Source organism: Micromonospora echinospora (assembly GCF_014203425.1).
GTDB lineage: Bacteria > Actinomycetota > Actinomycetes > Mycobacteriales > Micromonosporaceae > Micromonospora > Micromonospora echinospora_A.
Genome location: NZ_JACHJC010000001.1, coordinates 6,845,102 through 6,868,697, shown reverse-complemented (window position 1 = coordinate 6,868,697; position 23,596 = coordinate 6,845,102). Strand labels below are relative to the sequence as shown.

Sequence of the window (23,596 nt, the reverse complement as noted above, 5' to 3'; positions counted from 1 at the left end):
GTGGCCGCCGCAGACGCGCTCGCCAACGTACGCAACATCGGCATCATGGCCCACATCGATGCCGGTAAGACCACTACCACCGAGCGAATCCTGTTCTACACCGGCATCACGTACAAGATCGGTGAGGTCCACGAGGGCGCCGCCGTCATGGACTGGATGGAGCAGGAGCAGGAGCGCGGTATCACCATCACTTCCGCCGCCACCAAGTGCGAGTGGAAGGGTCACACGATCCAGATCATCGACACGCCCGGCCACGTCGACTTCACGGTCGAGGTCGAGCGGTCGCTGCGGGTGCTGGACGGTGCGGTCGCGGTCTACGACGGCGTGGCCGGCGTGGAGCCCCAGACGGAGAACGTCTGGCGGCAGGCGGACAAGTACAACGTCCCCCGGATGTGCTTCGTCAACAAGCTCGACCGGACCGGCGCCGACTTCTTCCGCTGCGTGCAGATGATGATCGACCGGCTCAACGCCACCCCGCTGGTGCTCCAGATCCCGATCGGCGCCGAGTCCGACTTCATCGGCGTGGTCGACCTGGTCGAGATGCGTGCGCTCACGTGGCGCGGCGAGACCCAGAAGGGTGAGGACTACGCGATCGAGGACATCCCGGCCGACCTCGCCGACTCCGCCGCGGAGTGGCGCGAGAAGCTGATGGAGACCCTCGCCGACGTCGACGACTCGGTGATGGAGAAGTACCTCGAGGGCGAGGAGATCTCGGCCGACGAGATCAAGGCCGCCATCCGCCGGGCCACCATCGCCGGCAAGGCCAACCCGGTCCTCACCGGTACCGCCTTCAAGAACAAGGGCATCCAGCCGATGCTGGACGCGGTCGTCGCGTACCTGCCCTCGCCGCTGGACATCCCGGCGATCGAGGGTACGGCCACCGACGGTGAGACCCCGCTGCAGCGGCAGCCCGCGGTCTCCGAGCCGTTCTCCGGCCTGGCCTTCAAGATCCAGACCGACAAGCACCTCGGCAAGCTGACGTACGTCCGGATCTACTCCGGCACGCTCGAGTCCGGTTCTCAGGTGATCAACTCCACCAAGGACCGCAAGGAGCGGATCGGCAAGATCTACCAGATGCACGCCAACAAGCGGGAGGAGCGCAGCTCCGCCCAGGCCGGCGACATCATCGCGGTGCAGGGTCTGAAGCAGACCACCACCGGTGACACCCTGTGCGACCCGGCGAACCCGGTCATCCTGGAATCGATGACCTTCCCGGAGCCGGTCATCGAGGTGGCCATCGAGCCGAAGACCAAGGCCGACCAGGAGAAGCTCAGCACCGCCATCCAGCGGCTGGCCGAGGAGGACCCGACCTTCCGCGTCAAGCTGGACGACCAGACCGGTCAGACGGTCATCTCCGGCATGGGCGAGCTGCACCTGGACATCCTGGTCGACCGGATGCGCCGCGAGTTCAACGTCGAGGCGAACATCGGCAAGCCGCAGGTGGCGTACCGCGAGACCATCCGCCGCAAGGTGGAGAAGATCGAGTACACCCACAAGAAGCAGACCGGTGGTTCCGGCCAGTACGCCCGCGTGATCATCAGCGTGGAGCCGCTGCCGCTCGGCAACGACGCGCCGACCTACGAGTTCGCCAACGCCGTGACCGGTGGCCGCATCCCCCGGGAGTTCATCCCCTCGGTGGACGCGGGCGCGCAGGACGCCATGCAGTACGGCATCCTCGCCGGCTTCCCCCTGGTGGGCGTCAAGCTCACCCTGGTGGACGGCCAGTACCACGAGGTCGACTCGTCGGAAATGGCGTTCAAGATCGCCGGCTCGATGGCGATGAAGGAGGCGGCCCGCAAGGCCGACCCCGCTCTCCTCGAGCCGATGATGGCCGTTGAAGTCACCACTCCTGAGGAGAACATGGGTGACGTCATCGGCGACCTCAACTCCCGGCGTGGCATCATCCAGGCGATGGAGGAGCGCAGCGGCGCTCGCGTCGTCCGGGCCCTGGTGCCGCTGTCGGAGATGTTCGGCTACGTCGGCGACCTGCGGTCGAAGACCCAGGGCCGGGCTAGCTACAGCATGCAGTTCGACTCCTACGCCGAGGTTCCGAACTCGGTGGCCAAGGAGATCATCGCCAAGGCGACGGGTGAGTGACACTCACCCTCGGCTGATTCGATGACACGAGGGCGGTCGCGGGAGGGTTCTCCCGCCCGCGGCCACCTCGATCGGATTGCGTGAGACCGGGCCTGTAGGCTTCATCGCCGCAGAACCCACAAAAGCTCTCCGGCCTTCCGGCCGGAAAGGCTGTCGACAGAGTCCTAAGCGCCGAACCGCGCGCCGGGGCGAACGAACCAAGAAAGTCCACAGGAGGACCCAGTGGCGAAGGCTAAGTTCGAGCGGACTAAGCCGCACGTCAACATCGGCACCATTGGTCACATCGACCACGGTAAGACGACGCTGACGGCGGCCATCACCAAGGTCCTGCACGACCAGTACCCGGACCTGAACCCGTACACGCCGTTCGACGAGATCGACAAGGCGCCGGAGGAGAAGGCCCGCGGCATCACGATCTCCATCGCGCACGTCGAGTACCAGACCGAGGCGCGTCACTACGCGCACGTCGACTGCCCCGGTCACGCCGACTACATCAAGAACATGATCACCGGTGCCGCGCAGATGGACGGCGCGATCCTGGTGGTGGCGGCGACCGACGGCCCGATGCCGCAGACCCGCGAGCACGTGCTGCTGGCCCGTCAGGTCGGTGTGCCGTACATCGTCGTGGCGCTCAACAAGAGCGACATGGTCGACGACGAGGAGCTCCTGGAGCTCGTCGAGCTCGAGGTGCGCGAGCTGCTCTCCTCGCAGGAGTACCCGGGTGACGACCTGCCGGTCGTCCAGGTCTCCGCGCTGAAGGCGCTCGAGGGCGACCCGGTGTGGACCGAGAAGCTGCTCGAGCTGATGAGCGCGGTGGACACCGCGATCCCGCAGCCCGAGCGCGAGACCGAGAAGCCGTTCCTCATGCCCGTCGAGGACGTGTTCACGATCACCGGTCGTGGCACCGTCGTCACCGGTCGTGTCGAGCGTGGCGTGCTGCTCCCGAACGAGGACGTCGAGGTCGTCGGCATCCGCGAGAAGGGCTTCAAGACCAAGGTCACCGCGATCGAGATGTTCCGGAAGACCCTGGACGACGCCCGCGCAGGCGAGAACGTCGGCCTGCTGCTGCGCGGCACCAAGCGCGAGGACGTCGAGCGCGGCATGGTGGTCATCAAGCCGGGCACCACGACCCCGCACACGGAGTTCGAGGCGACGGTCTACATCCTCTCCAAGGAGGAGGGCGGCCGGCACACCCCGTTCTTCCAGAACTACCGCCCGCAGTTCTACTTCCGGACCACGGACGTCACCGGCGTCGTCACGCTGCCCGAGGGCACCGAGATGGTCATGCCGGGCGACAACACCTCGATGTCGGTGAAGCTGATCCAGCCCATCGCCATGGAGGAGAACCTGAAGTTCGCGATCCGCGAGGGTGGTCGTACGGTCGGCGCTGGTCGCGTCACCAAGATCATGAAGTGAGCTGGGTAACCCCGATTAGCGTCGCCGCCGGTCGTGCGGCATACTAGTCAGGTTGCGTAACGACAGTCGGTCGCCTGCGTCCGGTTAACGCTGGACCTCCGGGAGTCAGACTGTCTCGCGTAGGGTGGTTGGCTGCCATCGGGCGGTCAACCACCCTCGCGCGGCGTCCAGGTCGTGGTTTCCGCGATCGGCGCCATGACCCACCGCGTAGTCAGAGAATCGCTCCGGAGTCCCGGGGCGGAGCCTGGCCCACGGGCGCGACACGCCCGACCGCGGGGGTCGGCGGAAGTGGGCCTGTGCCAGCCGGTACAGGCGCCCGCAACACAGCGGCATCGAGAGAAGGAACAGAAGCCACCATGGCGGGACAGAAGATCCGCATCCGGCTCAAGGCCTATGACCACGAGGTCGTCGACTCCTCGGCTCGGAAGATCGTCGAGACGGTGACGCGTACCGGGGCGCAGGTCGCTGGCCCGGTGCCGCTGCCCACGGAGATCAACCGTTTCTGCGTCATCCGCTCGCCGCACAAGTACAAGGACTCGCGCGAGCACTTCGAGATGCGTACGCACAAGCGTCTGATCGACATCATCGACCCGACCCCGAAGACGGTCGACTCGCTCATGCGCCTCGACCTGCCGGCTGGCGTCGACATCGAGATCAAGCTGTAGGGACCGGACAAATGGACAGGCAAGTCAAGGGGATCCTGGGCGCCAAGCTCGGCATGACCCAGGTCTGGGACAACAACAAGGTTGTGCCCGTGACCGTGGTTCAGGCCGGGCCGTGCGTCGTGAGCCAGGTTCGTAGCGCCGACAAGGACGGCTACTCCGCGGTCCAGCTGGCGTACGGGGTCATCGACCCGCGCAAGGTCAAGAAGCCGGTCGCCGGGCACTACGCCAAGGCGGACGTCGCGCCGCGCCGGCACATCGTCGAGCTTCGCACCGCCGACGCCGCGGACTACGCGCCCGGCCAGGAGGTCACGGTCGAGGAGTTCCCGGCCGGCGCCGTGATCGACGTGACCGGCAAGACCAAGGGCAAGGGCTACGCCGGCCCGATGAAGCGGCACGGCTTCCACGGTCTGCGTGCCAGCCACGGTGTCGAGCGCAAGCACCGCTCGCCCGGCTCGATCGGCGCCTGCGCGACCCCGGGTCGCGTCTTCAAGGGCACCCGGATGGCGGGCCGGATGGGTGGCGTGCGCTACACCGTCCAGAACCTGACCGTCCAGGCGGTCGACACCGAGAACAACCTCCTGCTCGTCCGCGGCGCCATCCCTGGCCCGAAGGGCGCGCTGGTCCTGGTCCGCACCGCGGCCAAGGCGAAGGTGAAGAAGGGCGGTGCGGCCAAGTGACCACCGTTGACGTCATCAACGTCGAAGGCGCCAAGAGCGGCTCCGTCGAGCTGCCGGCCGACATCTTCGACGCGCAGGCCAACATCGCCCTGATGCACCAGGTCGTGGTGGCCCAGCTTGCGGCGGCCCGCCAGGGTACGCACAAGACGAAGACCCGCGGCGAGGTCTCCGGTGGAGGCAAGAAGCCGTACAAGCAGAAGGGCACCGGTCGTGCCCGCCAGGGCTCGACCCGCGCGCCGCAGTTCGCCGGCGGTGGCGTGGTCCACGGCCCGGTGCCGCGCGACTACAGCCAGCGCACCCCGAAGAAGATGAAGGCCGCCGCCCTGCGTGGCGCCCTCTCGGACCGGGCCCGCGCCGGCCAGGTGCACGTCGTCGAGGCGTTCGTCTCGGGTGAGAAGCCGTCCACCAAGGCGGCCCTGGCCACGCTGACCAAGCTGACCCAGGCCCGCCGGGTCCTGGTCGTGCTGAGCAGCACCGACGAGCTGAACTGGGTGTCGCTGCGGAACCTGCGCAACACGCAGGACGGCCGGGTGCACCTGATCGAGGCCGGCCAGCTCAACACCTACGACGTGCTGGTGGCCGACGACGTGGTCTTCACCAAGGAGGCCCTGGACGAGTTCCTGGGCGTTCCCGCCGAGACCACCGAGGAGGATGGCAAGTGAGCACGATCGCCGATCCGCGTGACGTCATCGTCGCGCCGGTCGTCTCGGAGAAGAGCTACAGCGAGCTGAACCGCAACTGGTACACCTTCCTGGTGCACCCGGACGCAAACAAGACCGAGATCAAGATCGCTATCCAGCAGATCTTCAACGTCCGCGTCCTGACGGTCAACACGCTCAACCGCGAGGGCAAGCGCAAGCGGACCCGTACCGGGTTCGGCAAGCGCAAGGACACCAAGCGCGCGATGGTGAAGCTGGCTGACGGTGACCGTATCGAGGCCTTCGGCGGCCCGGTCAGCTGAGGGGTGTAGACAATGGCTATCCGTAAGTACAAGCCGACGACGCCGGGCCGGCGTGGCTCGAGCGTTGCCGACTTCGCCGAGATCACCCGGTCGACGCCCGAGAAGTCGCTGCTGGCTCCGCTGCCGAAGAAGGGCGGACGCAACGCCCACGGCCGGATCACCACGCGGCACCAGGGTGGCGGTCACAAGCGCCAGTACCGTCTGATCGACTTCAAGCGGGTCGACAAGGACGGCGTGCCGGCGAAGGTCGCCCACATCGAGTACGACCCGAACCGCACCGCGCGCATCGCGCTGCTGCACTACGCCGACGGCGAGAAGCGCTACATTCTCGCGCCGAAGGACATGAAGCAGGGCGACCGCGTCGAGTCCGGTCCGGGCGCCGACATCAAGCCGGGCAACAACCTGCCGCTGCGCAACATTCCGGTCGGTACCACCATCCACAACGTGGAGCTGCGTCCGGGCGGCGGCGCCAAGCTGGCCCGTTCGGCCGGCGTCGGCATCCAGCTGCTCGGCCGCGAGGGCGCGTACGCGACCCTGCGTATGCCGTCCGGTGAGATCCGGCGCGTGGACGTGCGCTGCCGCGCCAGCATCGGCGAGATCGGCAACGCCGACCAGTCGAACATCAACTGGGGTAAGGCCGGCCGTATGCGGTGGAAGGGCAAGCGCCCGACCGTCCGTGGTGTCGCGATGAACCCGGTCGACCACCCGCACGGTGGTGGTGAGGGTAAGACCTCCGGTGGTCGCCACCCGGTCAACCCGCAGGGTAAGCCCGAGGGCCGCACCCGTCGTAAGGGCCAGCCGAGCGACCGGCTGATCGTCCGCCGCCGCTACGCCACGCGTAAGCGCGGCTGAGGGAGATAAGACATGCCTCGCAGCCTGAAGAAGGGCCCGTTCGTCGACGACCACCTGCTCAAGAAGGTGGAGACGCAGAACGACAAGGGCTCGAAGAACGTCATCAAGACCTGGTCGCGCCGCTCGACGATCATCCCGGAGATGCTGGGTCACACGATCGCCGTGCACGACGGACGTAAGCACGTCCCGGTCTTCGTGACCGAGGCCATGGTCGGGCACAAGCTCGGCGAGTTCGCGCTGACCCGCACGTTCAAGGGTCACGAGAAGGACGACCGGAAGAGCCGCCGGCGCTGACGCCGCGGGCATACGGATAGAGGAACAAGGGGTTACAGCGATGCCAGGAAAGGGCGACGCTCCGGTGCTTCCGGGCGCGCGGGCGGTTGCGCGGCACGTGCGCATCTCGCCGATGAAGGCGCGCCGGGTGGTCAACCTCGTCCGCGGCCTGCCCGCGAAGGAGGCTCTCACGGTGCTGCAGTTCGCGCCGCAGGCTGCGAGCGAGCAGGTGTACAAGGTGCTCGCGAGCGCGATCGCCAACGCGGAGAACAACGAGCGGCTGGACCCCGACGCGCTGCTCGTCAGCGAGGCGTTCGTCGACGAGGGCCCGACCATGAAGCGGTTCCGGCCGCGTGCGCAGGGCCGGGCGTACCGGATCCGCAAGCGCACCTGCCACATCACCGTGGCGGTCGAGGCGGTTGCGGCGGCCACGCCGAAGAAGTCGGCGAAGAAGGCCGCTCCGGCCAAGCCGGCGGCTGACGAGCAGAGCACGACGGAGGGTGCCGAGTAATGGGTCAGAAGGTTCACCCGACCGGGTTCCGGCTCGGCATCTCGACCGACTGGAAGTCCCGCTGGTTCGCGGACAAGCTCTACAAGGACTACATCGGCGAGGACGTCAAGATCCGCCGGATGATGTCCAAGGGCCTCGAGCGCGCCGGCATCTCCAAGGTCGACATCGAGCGCACCCGGGACCGGGTCCGCGTCGACATCCACACCGCTCGGCCGGGCATCGTCATCGGCCGTAAGGGTGCGGAGGCCGACCGGATCCGCGGCGAGCTGGAGAAGCTCACCGGCAAGCAGGTCCAGCTGAACATCATCGAGGTCAAGAACCCCGAGTCGGACGCGCAGCTGGTCGCCCAGGGCGTTGCCGAGCAGCTGTCCAGCCGGGTCAGCTTCCGTCGGGCCATGCGCAAGGCGATGCAGTCCGCGATGAAGAACCCCGCCTGCAAGGGCATCCGGGTTCAGGTCTCGGGCCGTCTCGGCGGCGCCGAGATGAGCCGGACCGAGTTCTACCGCGAGGGCCGGGTTCCGCTGCACACGCTGCGGGCCAACATCGAGTACGGCTTCTTCGAGGCCCGTACCACCTTCGGCCGGATCGGCGTGAAGGTCTGGATCTACAAGGGCGACGCCGTCCCGGGCCGCGAGGCCCCGGCCGAGGCCGCCCCGTCGCGCGGCCCGCGCCGCGACCGTGGCGACCGGCCAGACCGGCCGCGCCGTGGCCGCTCGGGCTCGTCCGGTACGACCGCCGGTGGCACCGAGGCCGGCCGGGCTGCCGCGACCACCATCGCGCAGCAGGCGGAGACGCCGGCCGGTGAGCCGGTCGACGCCGGCGCCGTGGCAGCGGCCACGACCCAGCCGGCAGAAACGCAGCAGGAGGGCTGACAGATGCTGATGCCGCGCAAGCCCCCGAAGGGCTTCCGCAAGCCGCACCACCCGGACCGCAGTGGCGCGTCCAAGGGTGGTAACCGGGTGGTGTTCGGCGAGTTCGGGATCCAGGCTCTCGAGCCGGCGTACGTGACCAACCGCCAGATCGAGTCGGCGCGTATCGCGATGACCCGTCACATCAAGCGTGGCGGCAAGGTCTGGATCACGATCTTCCCGGACCAGGCCCTCACCAAGAAGCCGGCCGAGACCCGGATGGGTTCCGGTAAGGGTTCGCCCGAGTGGTGGGTCGCCAACGTCAAGCCGGGGCGGGTCCTCTTCGAGATGTCCTTCCCCAACGAGCAGATCGCGCGAGAGGCGATGCGTCGCGCGATCCACAAGCTCCCGATGAAGTGCCGCATTGTTACGCGCGAAGTGGGTGAATCCTGATGGCAGCTGGCGTCAAGCCCTCCGAGCTGCGTGAGCTCTCCGAGGAGGAGCTGGTCACGAAGTTGCGCGAGGCGAAGGCGGAGCTGTTCAACCTCCGCGTGCAGGCCGCAACCGGGCAGCTGGACAACAACCGGCGGCTGCAGGTCATCCGTCGGGAGATCGCCCGGATCTACACGATCATGCGTGAGCGTGAGCTGGGTCTCTCGGCCGCGCCGACTGAGGTGACTGCATCATGAGTGAGAACACCACCACCGCCGCCGCGCGGGCCCGCCGCAAGGTTCGCGACGGCCTCGTGGTCAGCGACAAGATGGACAAGACCGTCGTGGTCGAGGTCGAGGACCGGGTCAAGCACGCGCTGTACGGCAAGATCATGCGCCGTACGCGCAAGCTGAAGGTCCACGACGAGCAGAACTCGGCCGGCATCGGTGACCGGGTCCTGATCATGGAGACCCGGCCGCTGTCCGCCACCAAGCGCTGGCGGCTCGTGGAGATCCTCGAGAAGGCCAAGTAGCGAAGGCTCGAGCTCGGCCGGTCTCGGTCGGGCGCAGGTTCCGCCAGGCTCCGGCCGCCCCGAGCGGCCGGAGAACCGGCAGACATAGGAGATAGACGTGATTCAGCAGGAGTCGCGACTGCGCGTCGCCGACAACACGGGTGCCCGGGAGATCCTGTGCATCCGGGTGCTCGGCGGCTCCGGTCGGCGCTACGCGAGCATCGGCGACGTCATCGTGGCCACCGTCAAGGACGCGATCCCCGGTGCCGGTGTGAAGAAGGGCGACGTCGTCAAGGCCGTCGTCGTTCGGACCGCCAAGGAGAGGCGGCGGCCGGACGGGTCGTACATCCGCTTCGACGAGAACGCCGCCGTCATCATCAAGGACGGTGGGGACCCGCGCGGTACCCGCATCTTCGGCCCGGTGGGCCGGGAGCTGCGGGACAAGCGGTTCATGAAGATCATCTCTCTCGCGCCGGAGGTGTTGTGACCGTGAAGGTCAAGAAGGGCGACACGGTCGTCGTCATCGCCGGCAAGGACAAGGGTGCCAAGGGCAAGGTCATCGCGGCCTACCCGCGGCAGGACAAGGTCCTGGTCGAGGGCGTGAACCGGGTCAAGAAGCACACCCGTATCAGCACCACCCAGCGTGGCGCCAAGACCGGTGGCATCGTCACCCAGGAGGCCCCGATCCACGTCTCGAACGTGATGGTCCTGGACTCCGACGGCAAGCCGACCCGCGTCGGCTACCGGATCGACGACAACGGCCAGAAGGTCCGCATCGCGCGTAGCACCGGTAAGGACCTCTGATGACCACGGCTACCGAAACCAAGACTCTGCCGCGCCTCAAGGAGCGGTACCGCAACGAGGTGGTTGCCGAGCTGCAGAAGCAGTTCGAGTTCGCCAACCCGATGCAGGTGCCGCGGCTGGTCAAGATCGTCGTCAACATGGGTGTCGGCGAGGCCGCTCGCGACGCCAAGCTGATCGACGGGGCCGTTCGCGACCTGGCCACCATCACCGGCCAGAAGCCGCAGGTCCGGCGGGCCACCAAGTCCATCGCGCAGTTCAAGCTCCGCGAGGGCATGCCGATCGGCGCGAAGGTCACCCTGCGCGGCGACCGGATGTGGGAGTTCCTGGACCGGCTGCTCTCGATCGCGCTGCCGCGTATCCGCGACTTCCGCGGCCTGGACGGGCGCAAGCTCGACGGGCACGGCAACTACACGTTCGGTCTGACCGAGCAGTCGGTGTTCCACGAGATCGATCAGGACAAGATCGATCGCCAGCGGGGCATGGACATCACGGTGGTCACGACCGCCACGACCGACGACGAGGGCCGGGCGCTGCTCAAGCACCTGGGCTTCCCGTTCAAGGAGAACTGAGATGGCCAAGAAGGCGCTGATCATCAAGGCGGCCGCGAAGCCGAAGTTCTCGGTTCGCGCGTACACCCGCTGCCAGCGGTGCGGGCGTCCGAAGGCGGTCTACCGCAAGTTCGGTCTCTGCCGGGTGTGCATCCGGGAGATGGCCCACCGCGGTGAGCTGCCCGGCGTGTCCAAGGCTTCCTGGTAATAGCCCGGCGCGCTCCGGCGCGTCAGCTGAACTGTCTCTTCGCCGTAGGCCCCGGGCCTGGCCCGGGGAACCCCGGCGAGAAAGGTTGACGAGTTTTCATGACGATGACCGACCCGATCGCAGACATGCTCACGCGTCTGCGTAACGCCAACCAGGCGTACCACGACCAGGTGACGATGCCGTACTCGAAGATCAAGGCGAACATCGCCGAGGTCCTCAAGGCCGAGGGCTACATCGCCACCTGGTCGGTCGAGGAGCCCGAGGAGGGCGCCGTCGGCAAGCGACTGGTCGTCGAGCTGAAGTACGGCCAGAACCGCGAGCGGAGCCTGGCCGGCATCAAGCGCGTGTCCAAGCCCGGTCTCCGGGTGTACGCCAAGTCGGACGGGCTCCCGCGGGTGCTCGGCGGGCTGGGCGTGGCGATCATTTCGACGTCCCAGGGGCTGCTCACCGACCGGCAGGCCCGCAAGCGGAGCGTTGGCGGGGAAGTCCTCGCCTTCGTCTGGTAACGGGAGACAGGTAGAAATGTCGCGTATTGGACGTAAGTCGATCCCGGTGCCTGCCGGCGTCGACATCACGATCGACGGCCGGACCGTCAAGGTCAAGGGCCCCAAGGGCGAGCTGAGCCACGTACTGGCCGAGCCGATCACGGCGGAGCGGGGCGAGGACGGCGAGCTGCACGTCAACCGGCCCAACGACGAGCGCAAGGCCAAGGAGCTGCACGGCCTGAGCCGGACGCTGGTGGCCAACATGATCGTCGGCGTGACCGAGGGCTACCGCAAGAGCCTGGAGATCGCCGGCACCGGTTACCGCGTGACCGCCAAGGGCAAGGACCTGGAGTTCGCGCTCGGGTTCTCGCACCCGGTCCTGGTGCCGGCGCCGGACGGCATCACCTTCACGGTGGAGAAGCCGACGCTGTTCCACGTGGCCGGCATCGACAAGCAGCAGGTCGGTGAGGTCGCCGCCAACATCCGGAAGATCCGCCCGCCGGAGCCCTACAAGGGCAAGGGCGTGAAGTACCAGGGCGAGGTCATCCGCCGCAAGGCTGGAAAGGCAGGTAAGAAGTGAGCGCCACGCTGCTCAAGCGCCGCCGCGGCGTCGCCGCCAAGCGTGCCGTCGGGCGTGCGCGTCGGCACTTCCGGGTCCGCAAGAACGTCAGCGGCACCGGCGAGCGTCCCCGCCTCGTCGTCACCCGCTCCCTGCGGCACATGGTGGCCCAGGTCGTGGACGACACCAAGGGTCACACCCTGGCGTCGGCCTCGACCATGGACGCCTCGCTGCGCGGCACCGAGGGCGACAAGAGCGCCCTGGCCGGCAAGGTCGGCGCCCTGCTCGCCGAGCGCGCCAAGGCCGCCGGCGTCTCGAAGGTCGTCTTCGACCGCGGTGGCAACCGGTACGCGGGGCGTGTCGCCGCGCTTGCCGATGCCGCCCGCGAAGCCGGGCTCGAGTTCTAGAAACCCCGTCACGAGAGAGAAGGAAGGCTGCTGATGCCAGGTCAACAGCGCCGTGGCGGCGGGTCCGGTGGCAACGAGGGTGGTCGCCGCGACAACCGCCGTGAGGGCGGCCGCGGAAACGCGCCCGTCGAGAAGACCCCGCACCTCGAGCGGGTCGTCGCGATCAACCGCGTCGCCAAGGTCGTGAAGGGTGGTCGTCGCTTCAGCTTCACCGCCCTCGTGATCGTGGGCGACGGCGACGGCACCGTCGGTGTGGGCTACGGAAAGGCCAAGGAGGTGCCCGCGGCGATCGCCAAGGGTGTCGAGGAGGCCAAGAAGCACTTCTTCAAGGTGCCGCGGATCGGTCAGTCGATTCCGCACCCGGTCACGGGCGAGGACGCCGCCGGTGTGGTGCTGCTCAAGCCGGCCTCCGCCGGTACGGGTGTCATCGCCGGTGGCCCGGTGCGTGCCGTGCTGGAGTGCGCGGGCATCCACGACGTGCTCTCCAAGAGCCTCGGCTCGTCCAACCCGATCAACATCGTGCACGCCACGGTGGCTGCCCTGAAGGGACTCGAGTCCCCGGAGCAGGTCGCGGCCCGTCGTGGTCTGCCGGTCGAGGACGTCGCGCCGGCCGCCATGCTGGCGTCGCGGGCGGGGGTGGCGTCCTGATGGCACGCCTGAAGGTCACCCAGCTCCGGTCCGTGATCGGGACCAAGAAGAACCAGCGTGATTCGCTGCGTTCGCTCGGTCTCAAGCGGATCAACGACGTGGTGGTCAAGGAGGACCGGCCGGAGATCCGCGGCATGATCTTCACGGTCAACCACCTCGTGAAGGTCGAGGAGGTCGAGTAATGACGATCAAGGTGCACCACCTGCGTCCGGCTCCTGGTGCCAAGACCGACAAGACCCGCGTGGGTCGCGGTGAGGGCTCGAAGGGCAAGACCGCCGGTCGCGGTACCAAGGGTTCGAAGGCCCGGAAGAACATCTCGCCGGCGTTCGAGGGTGGGCAGATGCCCATCCACATGCGCCTGCCGAAGATGAAGGGCTTCAAGAACAAGTTCAAGGTCGTGTTCCAGGTGGTCAACCTGGACCGGCTGGCCGACCTGTTCCCGAACGGCGGCCAGATCGGCCCGGTCGAGCTGGTCGAGGCCGGCGCGGTCCGCAAGGGTCACCCGGTCAAGGTGCTCGGCACCGGCGACCTCGGTGGCGTGTCTCTCCAGGTCACGGCGCACGCGTTCAGCGCGTCGGCCAAGGAGAAGATCACCGCCGCCGGTGGCTCGGTCACCGAGCTGTAAGGCGATGTTCATGGCGCCCGCTCAGTTGTTCGCAACTGGGCGGGCGCCATGGTCTACCGGCCACGTGTGCGCCGGGTAACATCGGATTCGTTTTATGTAGCCGGGCACATCTGCCCGGACCGGGGTCGGACTGTTAGAGTCCGTTCCCAGCCATGGATATCGGGCACGCCGCCCGGCACACCACCCCGCCCCGCCAGGATTCGTCACCGGCGGCCCGCGTCGCGCAGGAGGAAGAAGTTGCTGTCCGCCTTTCTCAGTGCGTTCCGTACGCCTGACCTGCGCAAGAAGCTGCTGTTCACAGTAGGCATCATCGCGGTCTACCGGTTGGGCGCCACGCTGCCCAGCCCGGGCGTCTCGTACGGCAACGTGCAGAAGTGTCTCGACACCATCCAGGGTGGCAGCACCGGCGTGCTCAACCTGCTGGATCTCTTCTCCGGTGGCGCGCTGCTCCAGCTCTCGGTCTTCGCGCTGGGCATCATGCCCTACATCACCGCGTCGATCATCCTGCAGCTGCTGACGGTGGTGATCCCGCGCCTGGAGCAGCTCCGCAAGGAGGGCCAGGCCGGTCAGGCCAAGATCACGCAGTACACCCGCTACCTGACGCTGGGCCTGGGCGTCCTGCAGGCCTCGGCCTTCGTGGCGCTGGCCCGCTCCGGCCAGCTGTTCAACAACCAGTGCGACCAGTTCCCGATCGTGCCCCAGGGCACCGGCATCCCGGACTGGCTGACGCTGACCATCCTGGTCATGACCATGACCGCCGGCACCGGCGTGGTGATGTGGCTCGGTGAGCTGATCACCGACCGGGGCGTCGGCAACGGCATGTCCGTGCTGATCTTCACCTCGATCGCGGCTCGCCTCCCCAGCGAGGGCTGGAAGATCAAGACCACCAAGGGCTGGGGGATGTTCCTCCTCGTCATCGCCCTGGTGCTCGTGGTCATCACCGCTGTCACGTTCATCGAGCAGGCGCAGCGCCGCATCCCGGTGCAGTACGCCAAGCGCATGATCGGCCGGCGGATGTACGGCGGCACCTCGACCTACATCCCGCTCAAGGTGAACCAGGCCGGCGTCATCCCGGTCATCTTCGCCTCGTCGCTGCTCTACCTGCCGCAGCTCGCGCTCCAGTTCTTCGATCAGAACGACCCGGGCAAGGCCCAGGCGTGGATCCAGAACCACATCGTGAAGGCGAGCGCGCCGGAGCACATCGCGATCTACTTCCTGCTGATCATCTTCTTCACGTACTTCTACGTGTCGATCACGTTCAACCCGACCGAGGTCGCGGACAACATGAAGAAGTACGGCGGCTTCGTGCCGGGCATCCGCCCCGGCAAGCCGACCGCCGAGTACCTCGACTTCATCCTCAGCCGGATCACCCTGCCGGGCGCGCTCTACCTGGGCATCGTCGCGATCCTGCCGAACTTCTTCTTCATCTGGCTGGACAACCAGCAGTTCCAGAACTTCCCGTTCGGCGGCACCGCTGTGCTGATCATGGTCGGCGTCGGTCTGGAGACCGTGAAGCAGATCGAAAGCCAACTCATGCAGCGGAACTACGAAGGGTTCCTGCGGTAGATGCGACTCGTTCTGGTTGGCCCGCCGGGCGCGGGCAAGGGCACACAGGCGGAGTTCATCGCCGCGCACCTCTCGGTGCCGAAGATCTCGACCGGTGACATCTTCCGGGCGAACGTCTCCCAGGGCACGCCCCTGGGAGTCGAGGCCAAGCGGTACATGGACGCCGGCAAACTGGTCCCGGACGAGGTCACCATCAACATGGTGCGCGACCGGCTCGCCGAGCCGGACGCGAGCGAGGGCTTCCTGCTCGACGGCTTCCCGCGGACCACTCCGCAGGCCGCCGCGCTGGACAAGCTCCTCGCCGACCTCGGCACCGCGCTGGACCTGGTCCTGGAGCTGGTCGTCGACGACGACGAGGTGATCCGGCGGCTGTCCGGCCGGCGCACGTGCCGGGGCTGCGGCAAGATCTGGCACGTCGAGTTCGACGCGACCAGCCGGGAGGGCATCTGCGACCGCTGCGGCGCGGAGCTGTTCCAGCGGGACGACGACAAGCCGGAGACCATCGCCGCCCGGCTGCGCGAGTACGCAGAGAAGACCGCGCCGCTTGTCGACTACTACGGCGCCCAGGGCAAGCTGGTCGGCATCGACGCGACCGGCCCGGTGGAGGACGTCACCGTCCGCGCCATCGACGCGCTGCGGTCGTACGGCGGCTGAGGTCCGACCCGCCACCTGGCGGATAGAGTGCGAACAGCGGGGTACGTGCGACGTGCCCCGCTGCTCCGCGTACGCGCGACGAAAGGTAACGCCACCATGCGCCGTCACCAGCTGGACATCCAGCTGAAGACCCCCGAGCAGATCGAGCTGATGCGGGCCGCCGGTCTGGTCGTCGCCAGTGCCCTGCGCCGGATGCGCGAGGCGGTGGCGCCGGGCGTGTCGACGGCCGACCTGGACGCGATCGCCGAGTCGACGATCCGCGAGGCCGGCGCGGTGCCGTCCTTCAAGGGCTACCACGGGTTCCCGGCGTCGATCTGCTCCTCGGTGAACCAGCAGGTGGTGCACGCCATCCCGTCGCCTCAGCAGGTGCTGCGCGAGGGCGACCTGATCTCTATCGACTGCGGCGCGGTGCTGGACGGCTGGCACGGCGACGCGGCCGTCACGGTGCCGGTCGGCGAGGTCGACCCGGCGCTGCTGAGGATGACGGCGGTGGCCGAGGACGCGATGTGGGCCGGGATCGCGGCGGCGGCGCGCGGGGCGGCATCGGGCAAGGGCCGGCTCACCGACATCTCGCACGCGGTCGAGAGCGCGGTCCGCAAGGGCGGCCGGTACGGCATTGTCGACGGCTACGGCGGTCACGGCATCGGCACCGAGATGCACCAGGACCCGCACGTGCTCAACCACGGTCGCCCCGGCAAGGGCCCGCGGCTGGTTCCCGGCCTGGCGCTCGCCATCGAGCCGATGATCACCATGGGTTCGCCGCGTACCGTCGAGATGGCCGACGGCTGGACCGTGGTGACCCGGGACGGCTCGATGGCGGTGCACGTGGAGCACTCGATGGCGCTGCTGGACGACGGCGTGTGGGTGCTCACCGCCGAGGACGGCGGACGGGGCCGCCTGGGCGACCTGGTGACCGCCCGGCAGACGTCTGTCGACTCTCCGGCGGTCTGAGCCGGTGTCTCGACCCGTCCGGATGACCGGCACACGCCGTGCCGCCTTGGCCATGGGGTGCCATGCTGGTTCCCATGGATGAGCGCAACCGGATGCGGGCGGCCGACGCGGACCGGGAGGCCACCGCGGAGCGGCTTCGGGCCGCGCTGGCCGAGGGCCGGCTCGACCTGGGTGAGTACGACGATCGGCTGCGTCAGGCGTACGGGGCGAAGACCTACGGCGAGCTGGACGAGCTGCTGACCGACCTGCCCGGTCCCCGGCCGGCGGGGAGCTCGCTGCCGGCTCCGCTTGCGGCGGGGAAGAGCCGGGTGGCCGATCGGGACCAGACGGCCGTGAGCGCGCGCAACGCCTGGCTGCTGGGGGTGTGGGGGCCCTGGCTCAAGGTGGCCCTGATCCTCACCGCGATCTGGTTCGTCTCCCAGTTGGGTGAGGGCGAGTTCGAGGTCGACGACTACTGGCCGATCTGGGTGCTCGGCCCGTGGGGCGCCGTGGTGCTCTACCAGACGATTCAGGGGCTGGCGCACGGGGCGCCGGCGAACGACGCCGAGCGCCGGCGGCGCAAGCAGGTCGAGCGGGAGGCGCGTCGCCGGGCGAAGCGGGAGCTGCCGGAGACGTGAGCTGCGTCATATCCGCGTCCTGCGGGTGACAGTTGCGCCGGTCGGTTTGGCGAGCGCGTGCGGGTCGGCGTACACTTTCAGATCGGCGCACAGCGTCCACTCCGCCATGCCCACCCTGCGCTTCGGTGGGAGTCGGAGCCGCGGCTGGCGCGGGTTTCCTGATCTTGGTCAGTTCTCCCGTGTAAGACGTTGTGGGCCGTCCGGAGTAACCGACGTCAGGACAGCGGAGGACATGCCGAAAAAAGACGGAGCCATCGAGATCGAGGGTCGGGTCATCGAGCCCCTGCCGAACGCCATGTTCCGGGTGGAGCTCGCGAACGGTCACAAGGTCCTGGCTCACATCAGCGGCAAGATGCGGCAGCACTACATTCGCATCCTGCCGGAGGACCGGGTCGTCGTCGAACTCTCGCCGTACGACCTGACCCGCGGGCGCATCGTCTACCGCTACAAGTAAGCCTGACGGCGGCCGGGACGTTCCCGTGTCCGTCTTCGACGTCCGGGTCGCGCTGCGTCGCGCCTCCGGGCCAGATGGGAAGTAAGGCAACCGTGAAGGTCAAGCCGAGCGTCAAGAGGATCTGCAACAAGTGCCGGGTGATCCGCCGGCACGGCCGGGTCATGGTCATCTGCACCGACCCGCGCCACAAGCAGCGCCAGGGCTGACGCCCCACACATCACCAACTCGTCCCAGCCGCGGTCGGTGCGCAGCGCGTACCCCTCGTGGTTGACCCCCGGTCGGAGGCCGGGGCCCGCTCGGGCAGCGACCCATCCCGGTCGCCGGCGTTCGTCGCCGGAAGGACAGGGACGGTCGGGTAGCGGGGTGGGACGGGTCCACACCTCCGCCACACATCACGAGGAGTACGCCCGCACATGGCACGTCTAGTCGGCGTGGATCTCCCCCGCGAGAAGCGGATGGAAATCGCGCTCACCTACATCTTCGGGGTCGGTCGCACCCGCGCCCTGGAGACGCTCGCCGCGACCGGCATCTCGCCGGACAAGCGCGTTCGGGACCTCACGGACGAGGAGCTCGTCGAGCTCCGGAACCACATCGAGGGCAACTACAAGGTTGAAGGCGACCTGCGCCGCGAGGTCGCCGCTGACATCCGCCGCAAGGTCGAGATCGGCTGCTACGCCGGTATCCGGCACCGCCGCGGTCTGCCCGTGCGTGGTCAGCGCACCAAGACCAACGCGCGGACCCGGAAGGGCCCGAAGCGGACCGTGGCCGGCAAGAAGAAGCCCGGCAAGAAGTAACTAGGAGCGCACAGACTTATGCCACCGAAGGCTCGTGCCGGAGCCGCCGTCAAGAAGGTCCGGCGCAAGGAACGCAAGAACGTCGCCCACGGGCAGGCGCACATCAAGAGCACCTTCAACAACACCATCGTGTCCATCACGGACCCGACCGGTGCGGTCATCTCCTGGGCCTCCTCCGGCCAGGTGGGCTTCAAGGGCTCCCGCAAGTCGACTCCGTTCGCCGCGCAGCTCGCCGCCGAGGCCGCCGCGCGTCGCGCGATGGAGCACGGCATGCGCAAGGTCGACGTGTTCGTCAAGGGTCCCGGCTCCGGCCGGGAGACCGCCATCCGTTCGCTGCAGGCAGTGGGCCTCGAGGTCGGGCAGATCTCCGACGTCACGCCGCAGCCGCACAACGGCTGCCGTCCGCCGAAGCGTCGCCGGGTCTGAGAGGTTAGAGAGAGATGGCTCGTTACACCGGTGCTGACTGCCGCCGTTGCCGGCGGGAGAAGATGAAGCTGTTCCTCAAGGGCAGCAAGTGCGATGGCCCGAAGTGCCCGTTCGAGTCCCGGCCGTTCCCGCCCGGGCAGCACGGCCGCGGCCGCACGAAGGAGACGGAGTACCTGCTCCAGCTTCGTGAGAAGCAGAAGGCCCGTCGTGTCTACGGCGTGCTGGAGAAGCAGTTCCGCGGCTACTACGAAGAGGCCGTGAGCAAGGAGGCCAAGACCGGCGAGGTCCTGCTGCAGATCCTTGAGTCGCGGCTGGACAACGTGGTCTACCGGGCCGGCTACGCCAAGTCCCGGGACATGGCCCGTCAGCTGGTCAAGCACGGCCACTTCACGGTGAACGGCAAGAAGGTCGACATCCCGTCGTACCGCGTCAAGGAGCACGACATCGTCGAGGTGCGTGCGAAGAGCAAGGAGCTCACCCCGTTCCTCGTGGCGCAGGGTGAGGCCGGCTCGCGGACCGTTCCGGCGTGGCTGGAGGCGATCCCGAGCCAGATGAAGATCCTCGTGCACTCGCTCCCGGCCCGCCAGGTGATCGACACCCAGGTCCAGGAGCAGCTGATCGTCGAGCTCTACTCCAAGTAAGGGCTCGTTGCGGTGGCCCGTCCTCCGGGGCGGGCCACCGGAACAGTTGTGTCGTGGGCGTCAAATAGCGGGCGCCCCGGAAGAGAAGAGAAAAGATGCTCATCAGCCAGCGACCGTCTCTCTCCGAAGAGTCGATCAACGAGACCCGCTCCCGGTTCACCATCGAGCCGCTGGAGCCCGGCTTCGGCTACACGCTGGGCAACTCGCTGCGGCGTACGCTGCTGTCCTCCATCCCGGGTGCGGCGGTCACCTCGATCAAGATCGACGGTGTGCTGCACGAGTTCACCACGATCCCCGGGGTCAAGGAGGACGTGGTCGAGCTCGTCATGAACATCAAGGAGCTGTGCGTCAGCTCCGAGCACGACGAGCCGGTCAGCATGTACCTGCGTAAGCAGGGCCCGGGCGACGTGACCGCCGGTGACATCCAGCCGCCGGCCGGTGTCTCGGTGCACAACCCGGACCTGAAGCTCGCCACCCTCAACGGCAAGGGCCGGCTCGACATGGAGCTGACCGTCGAGCGGGGTCGCGGCTACGTCACGGCGGCGCAGAACAAGCAGGCGGGCGCCGAGATCGGCCGGATCCCGGTCGACTCGATCTACTCGCCGGTGCTCAAGGTGACGTACCGGGTCGAGGCGACGCGTGTCGAGCAGCGGACCGACTTCGACCGGCTGATCATCGATGTCGAGACCAAGCCGTCGATGGGCCCGCGTACCGCGCTGGCCTCGGCCGGCTCGACGCTGGTGGAGCTGTTCGGGCTCGCCCGTGAGCTGGACGAGACCGCCGAGGGCATCGACATCGGGCCGTCCCCGCAGGACGCCCAGCTGGCGGCGGACCTCGCCCTGCCGATCGAGGAGCTGGACCTGACCGTCCGCTCCTACAACTGCCTCAAGCGCGAGGGCATCAACTCCGTTGGTGAGCTCATCGGGCGTACCGAGGCCGACCTTCTCGACATCCGCAACTTCGGCCAGAAGTCGATCGACGAGGTCAAGATGAAGCTCGCCGGGATGGGCCTGGGGCTGAAGGACTCGGCTCCGAACTTCGACCCGGCGCACGTCGTGGACGCCTTCGGTGAGGCGGACTACGACACCGACGACTACCGCGAGACCGAGCAGCTCTAGTCCGCGCTGCCGCCACACCTGAGGAGCACCAAGCATGCCCACGCCCACCAAGGGCCCCCGCCTCGGCGGCAGCCCCGCGCACGAGCGGCTGATGCTGGCCAACCTGGCCACCGCGCTGTTCCAGCACGGCAAGATCCAGACCACCGAGACGAAGGCCCGGCGGCTCCGTCCGCTGGCCGAGCAGCTCATCACCAAGGCCAAGCGTGGCGACCTCGCCTCGCGCCGCCGGGTGCTGGGCGTCGTCAAGGACAAGGACGTGGTCTACGCCCTGTTCGACCAGATCGCGCCCCGGTACGCCAACCGCAACGGTGGCTACACCCGGATCGTGAAGACCGGTCCGCGCAAGGGTGACGCCGCTCCGATGGCGATCATCGAGCTGGTGGAGGAGCTTCAGGTCGCCGAGCCGAAGGCGAACAAGAAGACCGCCGCCCGCAAGGCCGCGCAGCAGGACAAGGTCGAGGCCCTGGCCCCGGCGGAGGAGAAGCCGCGCTCCAGCGAGGGTGACCAGGACGCCGAGGCCCCGGTCTCCGCGTCGGGTGACACCGCCGCCGCCCGTGAGGACAGCGACGAGGCCACCGAGAACGACAAGGCCTGAGATCAGGCTCGACCGGGCCCGGCATCCCCTCGGGGGTGCCGGGCCCGTCGCCGTCGACAGGAGGTACGAGGTGGACGAGCGGATCCGGCTGCGGCTGGACGTCTCGTACGACGGCAAGGACTTCTCCGGCTGGGCGCCCCAGCCGACCCGGCGCACAGTGGCCGGCGTGCTCATGCAGACGCTGGACCTGGTGCTCGGCGCGGGCACGGCGACCGGTCTCACAGTGGCCGGGCGTACCGACGCCGGGGTGCACGCCACCGGGCAGGTCTGCCACCTCGACCTGCCCGCTGCGGTGTGGCGGGAGCACGAGGGGCGGTTGCTGCGCCGGCTGGCCCGGCTCCTCCCGCCGGACGTGCGGGTACGCGCGATGACCGAGGTGCCGGCCGACTTCGACGCCCGGTTCTCGGCCACGTTCCGGCGCTACGAGTACCGGGTCACCGACGCCCCGTGGGGCGCCGAGCCGCTGCGCCGCGGGGACACGCTGGCCTGGCCCAAGCCGCTGGACCTGGCGGCTCTCAACGCCTCCGCCGCGGGTCTGGTGGGCGAGCACGACTTCGCCGCGTACTGCCGGCGCAAGGAGAACGCGACCACGCTGCGCGAGGTGACCCGGCTGGACTGGCGGCGCGACCCGGACGGGATCCTGGTGGCCACCGTCCAGGCCGACGCGTTCTGCCAGAACATGGTGCGCAGCCTGGTGGGGGCGATGCTTGTCGCCGGGGACGGGCGGCGGCCGGTCCAGTGGCCGGCCGGCCTGCTGACCCGCCGGGAGCGGTCCAGCGAGGTGACAGTGGCGCCCGCGCACGGCCTGGCCCTGGTCGAGGTGGGCTACCCGGCCGACCCGGCCGAGTACGCCCGCCGCGCCGAGGAGACCCGCCGGTTGCGGGTGCCGGTGGCCGAGGGCTGACCGGAGGTCAGTCGGTGCCCCGCTGACCGGCGCTGTCCTCGGCCGAGTCCGCGTCGGGCTGTCCGGCCGTTCCACTCGCCGCGCGACGGTCGAGCACGCCCCGGTTCAGGTGCAGCTCGATCAGGTCGTACATGATCTCTCGGGCGGTGGCGTCGTCGATGGGGATGCGTTCCCCGTCGGCGCGGGTGACCAGGCAGAAGGCGACGTAGTGGCCGCGTACCTGCCAGGCGACCCGGGCCGCGGCCCGTTCCACCGCTTCGGTGTCGTCGCCCGCCGCCATGCCACGGAACCGTCCCTGCCGCTGGTCGAGCAGCGGCCGGATGCGGTCGCGTACCCGCTGGGCGGTGGCCACGTCGGTGAGGTTGAACAGGCCGGCGGTGACCAGGTGGTCGCCGTCGGGGGAGCGGAGCGTCCCCCGCACGACCTGGTTGCAGCCGAGCCGGCCCAGCAGGTCGGCGATCTCGCCGGTGGCCGCGACCTGGCACTTCGTGCTGGCCTGGGTCTTGAGCACCCGGTAGGCCGGCTTTCCGTCGGTGACCACCAGGTCCTTGGCCGGGAAGACCTCCTTGGCGGTGAGCGCCGCCTGGTCGGTGTCCCGGGAGTCCAGGTCGGTCCCGCCGGACGGGGTGCTCGACTCGCTCGGCTGCGGGGTCGGCTGGCCTGTCGGCGGCGTGGCGGTGCGTTCGTCGAGCAGCGCGGCGACGGCGAGCCCGGTGAGTGAGAGCAGGAGCAGCACGGCGGCGCCACCGACGAGCGCCTGCCAGAACCGGCTGCCGCCGTTACGGCGGTCGGCGCGCCGGGTCCGGGGCAACTCGGAGACGTCGCCGGCGCGGGTGCTCGGGCTGGCGGGGATCGGCACGGTCTGCCGGGTGCCGGCCGCCGGCACGGGCGCGGGCGGTGCGGGCTGCGGCACCGGGGAGGGCGCCGGGGGTGGCGCGGGCCGCCCCGGTGTCGGCGCCGGGGCCGGGGGTGCCGGAGCAGGGGCGCGGGCGTAGTCGGCCACCTGGTGCTCGTCGGGTCCGGCCGGCGGCAGCGCCGGCTGCTCGGGCGGTCCGGCCGGCGACAGCGCCGGCTGGGCGGCGGGACGGGCCGGTGGCGGCAGCGACGGCGTGGGGAAGCGGGAGCGCGACGGACCCGCGGGCGGCGGCGCGGCTGCGGGCCCGGTCGGGGCCGACCCGGGCTTCGGGTACTCCAGGAAGGCGTCCTCATCGGACTCGTACCGGTACACCATGTGGCATAGAGTAGGACTGATTGTCCCTTTCAGGGGTAATATCGGGAAATTCTGGCGGAGTGGCGTCCCACCCCGCCCACGACACCGTCGCCGGCACCGTTCCGGCCCGGTGCGACAA

The 23,596-nt window shown here is 68.7% G+C and carries 36 protein-coding genes; 35 read left to right on the top strand and 1 reads right to left on the bottom strand.

Annotated features, from left to right (window positions below; genetic code table 11):
* The 35 genes from fusA to truA all read left to right on the top strand — a co-directional run bounded on the left by fusA (position 1) and on the right by truA (position 22,247).
* Positions 1 to 2,097: an elongation factor G gene (gene fusA, locus FHU28_RS31000; protein WP_184688633.1), complete on the top strand. Its 2,097-nt coding sequence runs from the start codon at positions 1 to 3 to the stop codon at positions 2,095 to 2,097.
* 222 nt (positions 2,098 to 2,319) lie between these two features.
* A complete protein-coding gene (gene tuf / locus FHU28_RS30995; RefSeq protein ID WP_184688631.1) occupies positions 2,320 to 3,513 on the top strand; it encodes an elongation factor Tu in 1,194 nt (397 codons plus the stop codon).
* Between the two features lie 356 nt (positions 3,514 to 3,869).
* Positions 3,870 to 4,178 carry a 30S ribosomal protein S10 gene (gene rpsJ / locus FHU28_RS30990; protein ID WP_007073037.1) on the top strand — a complete coding sequence of 103 codons (309 nt, stop codon included), beginning with the start codon at positions 3,870 to 3,872 and terminating at the stop codon, positions 4,176 to 4,178.
* An 11-nt stretch (positions 4,179 to 4,189) separates the two neighbouring features.
* Positions 4,190 to 4,855, top strand: a complete 666-nt coding sequence (rplC, locus tag FHU28_RS30985) for a 50S ribosomal protein L3 (RefSeq protein WP_184688628.1) — start codon at positions 4,190 to 4,192, stop codon at positions 4,853 to 4,855.
* The gene (gene rplD / locus FHU28_RS30980) at positions 4,852 to 5,517 is read left to right on the top strand and encodes a 50S ribosomal protein L4 (RefSeq protein ID WP_073828946.1); all 666 of its coding nucleotides are present in this window, start codon (positions 4,852 to 4,854) and stop codon (positions 5,515 to 5,517) included. The genes rplC and rplD overlap by 4 nt, the downstream gene beginning before the upstream one ends.
* Positions 5,514 to 5,816: a 50S ribosomal protein L23 gene (gene rplW / locus FHU28_RS30975; RefSeq protein WP_013288632.1), complete on the top strand. Its 303-nt coding sequence runs from the start codon at positions 5,514 to 5,516 to the stop codon at positions 5,814 to 5,816. Before rplD ends, rplW begins: the two co-directional genes overlap by 4 nt.
* 12 nt (positions 5,817 to 5,828) lie before the next feature.
* Positions 5,829 to 6,668: a 50S ribosomal protein L2 gene (gene rplB, locus FHU28_RS30970; RefSeq protein ID WP_116508708.1), complete on the top strand. Its 840-nt coding sequence runs from the start codon at positions 5,829 to 5,831 to the stop codon at positions 6,666 to 6,668.
* A 12-nt stretch (positions 6,669 to 6,680) separates the two neighbouring features.
* Entirely contained in the window at positions 6,681 to 6,962 is a 282-nt protein-coding gene (gene rpsS, locus FHU28_RS30965) for a 30S ribosomal protein S19 (RefSeq protein ID WP_007073032.1), read from the top strand.
* A gap of 40 nt (positions 6,963 to 7,002) precedes the next feature.
* A complete protein-coding gene (gene rplV / locus FHU28_RS30960) occupies positions 7,003 to 7,452 on the top strand; it encodes a 50S ribosomal protein L22 (RefSeq protein WP_184688625.1) in 450 nt (149 codons plus the stop codon).
* On the top strand, positions 7,452 to 8,324 hold the full coding sequence (gene rpsC, locus FHU28_RS30955; protein ID WP_073828945.1) for a 30S ribosomal protein S3: 873 nt from the start codon (positions 7,452 to 7,454) through the stop codon (positions 8,322 to 8,324). The genes rplV and rpsC overlap by 1 nt, the downstream gene beginning before the upstream one ends.
* A 3-nt stretch (positions 8,325 to 8,327) precedes the next feature.
* Positions 8,328 to 8,753: a 50S ribosomal protein L16 gene (rplP, locus tag FHU28_RS30950; protein WP_007465292.1), complete on the top strand. Its 426-nt coding sequence runs from the start codon at positions 8,328 to 8,330 to the stop codon at positions 8,751 to 8,753.
* Entirely contained in the window at positions 8,753 to 8,989 is a 237-nt protein-coding gene (gene rpmC, locus FHU28_RS30945; protein WP_013288628.1) for a 50S ribosomal protein L29, read from the top strand. The genes rplP and rpmC overlap by 1 nt, the downstream gene beginning before the upstream one ends.
* Positions 8,986 to 9,264: a 30S ribosomal protein S17 gene (gene rpsQ, locus FHU28_RS30940; RefSeq protein WP_073828944.1), complete on the top strand. Its 279-nt coding sequence runs from the start codon at positions 8,986 to 8,988 to the stop codon at positions 9,262 to 9,264. The genes rpmC and rpsQ overlap by 4 nt, the downstream gene beginning before the upstream one ends.
* A 97-nt stretch (positions 9,265 to 9,361) precedes the next feature.
* Positions 9,362 to 9,730, top strand: a complete 369-nt coding sequence (gene rplN / locus FHU28_RS30935) for a 50S ribosomal protein L14 (RefSeq protein WP_007465279.1) — start codon at positions 9,362 to 9,364, stop codon at positions 9,728 to 9,730.
* A complete protein-coding gene (rplX, locus tag FHU28_RS30930; RefSeq protein ID WP_013288626.1) occupies positions 9,727 to 10,047 on the top strand; it encodes a 50S ribosomal protein L24 in 321 nt (106 codons plus the stop codon). The genes rplN and rplX overlap by 4 nt, the downstream gene beginning before the upstream one ends.
* Complete coding sequence (rplE, locus tag FHU28_RS30925) at positions 10,047 to 10,616, top strand: 50S ribosomal protein L5 (RefSeq protein ID WP_184688622.1); 570 nt, start codon at positions 10,047 to 10,049, stop codon at positions 10,614 to 10,616. Before rplX ends, rplE begins: the two co-directional genes overlap by 1 nt.
* 1 nt (position 10,617) lies before the next feature.
* On the top strand, positions 10,618 to 10,803 hold the full coding sequence (locus FHU28_RS30920; RefSeq protein ID WP_007465272.1) for a type Z 30S ribosomal protein S14: 186 nt from the start codon (positions 10,618 to 10,620) through the stop codon (positions 10,801 to 10,803).
* Positions 10,804 to 10,901: 98 nt separating this feature from the next.
* Positions 10,902 to 11,309, top strand: a complete 408-nt coding sequence (rpsH, locus tag FHU28_RS30915; protein WP_073828943.1) for a 30S ribosomal protein S8 — start codon at positions 10,902 to 10,904, stop codon at positions 11,307 to 11,309.
* Positions 11,310 to 11,325: 16 nt separating this feature from the next.
* A complete protein-coding gene (rplF, locus tag FHU28_RS30910) occupies positions 11,326 to 11,868 on the top strand; it encodes a 50S ribosomal protein L6 (RefSeq protein WP_018784558.1) in 543 nt (180 codons plus the stop codon).
* Positions 11,865 to 12,254 (top strand): 50S ribosomal protein L18, encoded by a 390-nt coding sequence (gene rplR / locus FHU28_RS30905; protein ID WP_184688620.1) that lies wholly within the window; start codon positions 11,865 to 11,867, stop codon positions 12,252 to 12,254. The genes rplF and rplR overlap by 4 nt, the downstream gene beginning before the upstream one ends.
* 33 nt (positions 12,255 to 12,287) lie before the next feature.
* Complete coding sequence (rpsE, locus tag FHU28_RS30900) at positions 12,288 to 12,902, top strand: 30S ribosomal protein S5 (protein WP_013288621.1); 615 nt, start codon at positions 12,288 to 12,290, stop codon at positions 12,900 to 12,902.
* A complete protein-coding gene (rpmD, locus tag FHU28_RS30895; RefSeq protein ID WP_073828940.1) occupies positions 12,902 to 13,084 on the top strand; it encodes a 50S ribosomal protein L30 in 183 nt (60 codons plus the stop codon). The genes rpsE and rpmD overlap by 1 nt, the downstream gene beginning before the upstream one ends.
* The gene (gene rplO, locus FHU28_RS30890) at positions 13,084 to 13,527 is read left to right on the top strand and encodes a 50S ribosomal protein L15 (protein ID WP_184688618.1); all 444 of its coding nucleotides are present in this window, start codon (positions 13,084 to 13,086) and stop codon (positions 13,525 to 13,527) included. Before rpmD ends, rplO begins: the two co-directional genes overlap by 1 nt.
* Before the next feature lie 237 nt (positions 13,528 to 13,764).
* Positions 13,765 to 15,093, top strand: a complete 1,329-nt coding sequence (secY, locus tag FHU28_RS30885) for a preprotein translocase subunit SecY (protein ID WP_184688616.1) — start codon at positions 13,765 to 13,767, stop codon at positions 15,091 to 15,093.
* Complete coding sequence (locus tag FHU28_RS30880) at positions 15,094 to 15,747, top strand: adenylate kinase (RefSeq protein WP_030501603.1); 654 nt, start codon at positions 15,094 to 15,096, stop codon at positions 15,745 to 15,747.
* 96 nt (positions 15,748 to 15,843) lie between these two features.
* Positions 15,844 to 16,698 (top strand): type I methionyl aminopeptidase, encoded by an 855-nt coding sequence (gene map, locus FHU28_RS30875; protein ID WP_184688614.1) that lies wholly within the window; start codon positions 15,844 to 15,846, stop codon positions 16,696 to 16,698.
* A 92-nt stretch (positions 16,699 to 16,790) separates the two neighbouring features.
* Positions 16,791 to 17,315, top strand: coding sequence for a DUF1707 SHOCT-like domain-containing protein (locus FHU28_RS30870; RefSeq protein WP_184690064.1), 525 nt, complete (start codon positions 16,791 to 16,793; stop codon positions 17,313 to 17,315).
* Positions 17,316 to 17,547: 232 nt separating this feature from the next.
* The gene (infA, locus tag FHU28_RS30865; RefSeq protein WP_007073013.1) at positions 17,548 to 17,769 is read left to right on the top strand and encodes a translation initiation factor IF-1; all 222 of its coding nucleotides are present in this window, start codon (positions 17,548 to 17,550) and stop codon (positions 17,767 to 17,769) included.
* 92 nt (positions 17,770 to 17,861) lie between these two features.
* Positions 17,862 to 17,975, top strand: coding sequence for a 50S ribosomal protein L36 (rpmJ, locus tag FHU28_RS30860; RefSeq protein ID WP_012184307.1), 114 nt, complete (start codon positions 17,862 to 17,864; stop codon positions 17,973 to 17,975).
* Positions 17,976 to 18,182: 207 nt separating this feature from the next.
* Positions 18,183 to 18,563 carry a 30S ribosomal protein S13 gene (rpsM, locus tag FHU28_RS30855; protein WP_013288614.1) on the top strand — a complete coding sequence of 127 codons (381 nt, stop codon included), beginning with the start codon at positions 18,183 to 18,185 and terminating at the stop codon, positions 18,561 to 18,563.
* An 18-nt stretch (positions 18,564 to 18,581) separates the two neighbouring features.
* Complete coding sequence (gene rpsK / locus FHU28_RS30850; RefSeq protein WP_013288613.1) at positions 18,582 to 18,989, top strand: 30S ribosomal protein S11; 408 nt, start codon at positions 18,582 to 18,584, stop codon at positions 18,987 to 18,989.
* A gap of 14 nt (positions 18,990 to 19,003) precedes the next feature.
* A complete protein-coding gene (gene rpsD / locus FHU28_RS30845) occupies positions 19,004 to 19,630 on the top strand; it encodes a 30S ribosomal protein S4 (RefSeq protein WP_073828936.1) in 627 nt (208 codons plus the stop codon).
* Positions 19,631 to 19,725: 95 nt separating this feature from the next.
* A complete protein-coding gene (locus FHU28_RS30840) occupies positions 19,726 to 20,748 on the top strand; it encodes a DNA-directed RNA polymerase subunit alpha (RefSeq protein ID WP_007073009.1) in 1,023 nt (340 codons plus the stop codon).
* Between the two features lie 34 nt (positions 20,749 to 20,782).
* Positions 20,783 to 21,343: a 50S ribosomal protein L17 gene (gene rplQ / locus FHU28_RS30835; protein ID WP_030501600.1), complete on the top strand. Its 561-nt coding sequence runs from the start codon at positions 20,783 to 20,785 to the stop codon at positions 21,341 to 21,343.
* Between the two features lie 70 nt (positions 21,344 to 21,413).
* Complete coding sequence (gene truA, locus FHU28_RS30830; RefSeq protein WP_184688612.1) at positions 21,414 to 22,247, top strand: tRNA pseudouridine(38-40) synthase TruA; 834 nt, start codon at positions 21,414 to 21,416, stop codon at positions 22,245 to 22,247.
* A 7-nt stretch (positions 22,248 to 22,254) separates the two neighbouring features.
* Here the strand turns inward: truA and FHU28_RS30825 are convergent, their stop codons facing one another.
* Positions 22,255 to 23,478, bottom strand: a complete 1,224-nt coding sequence (locus FHU28_RS30825) for a hypothetical protein (protein ID WP_221453341.1) — start codon at positions 23,476 to 23,478, stop codon at positions 22,255 to 22,257.
* Positions 23,479 to 23,596: the final 118 nt, after the last annotated feature.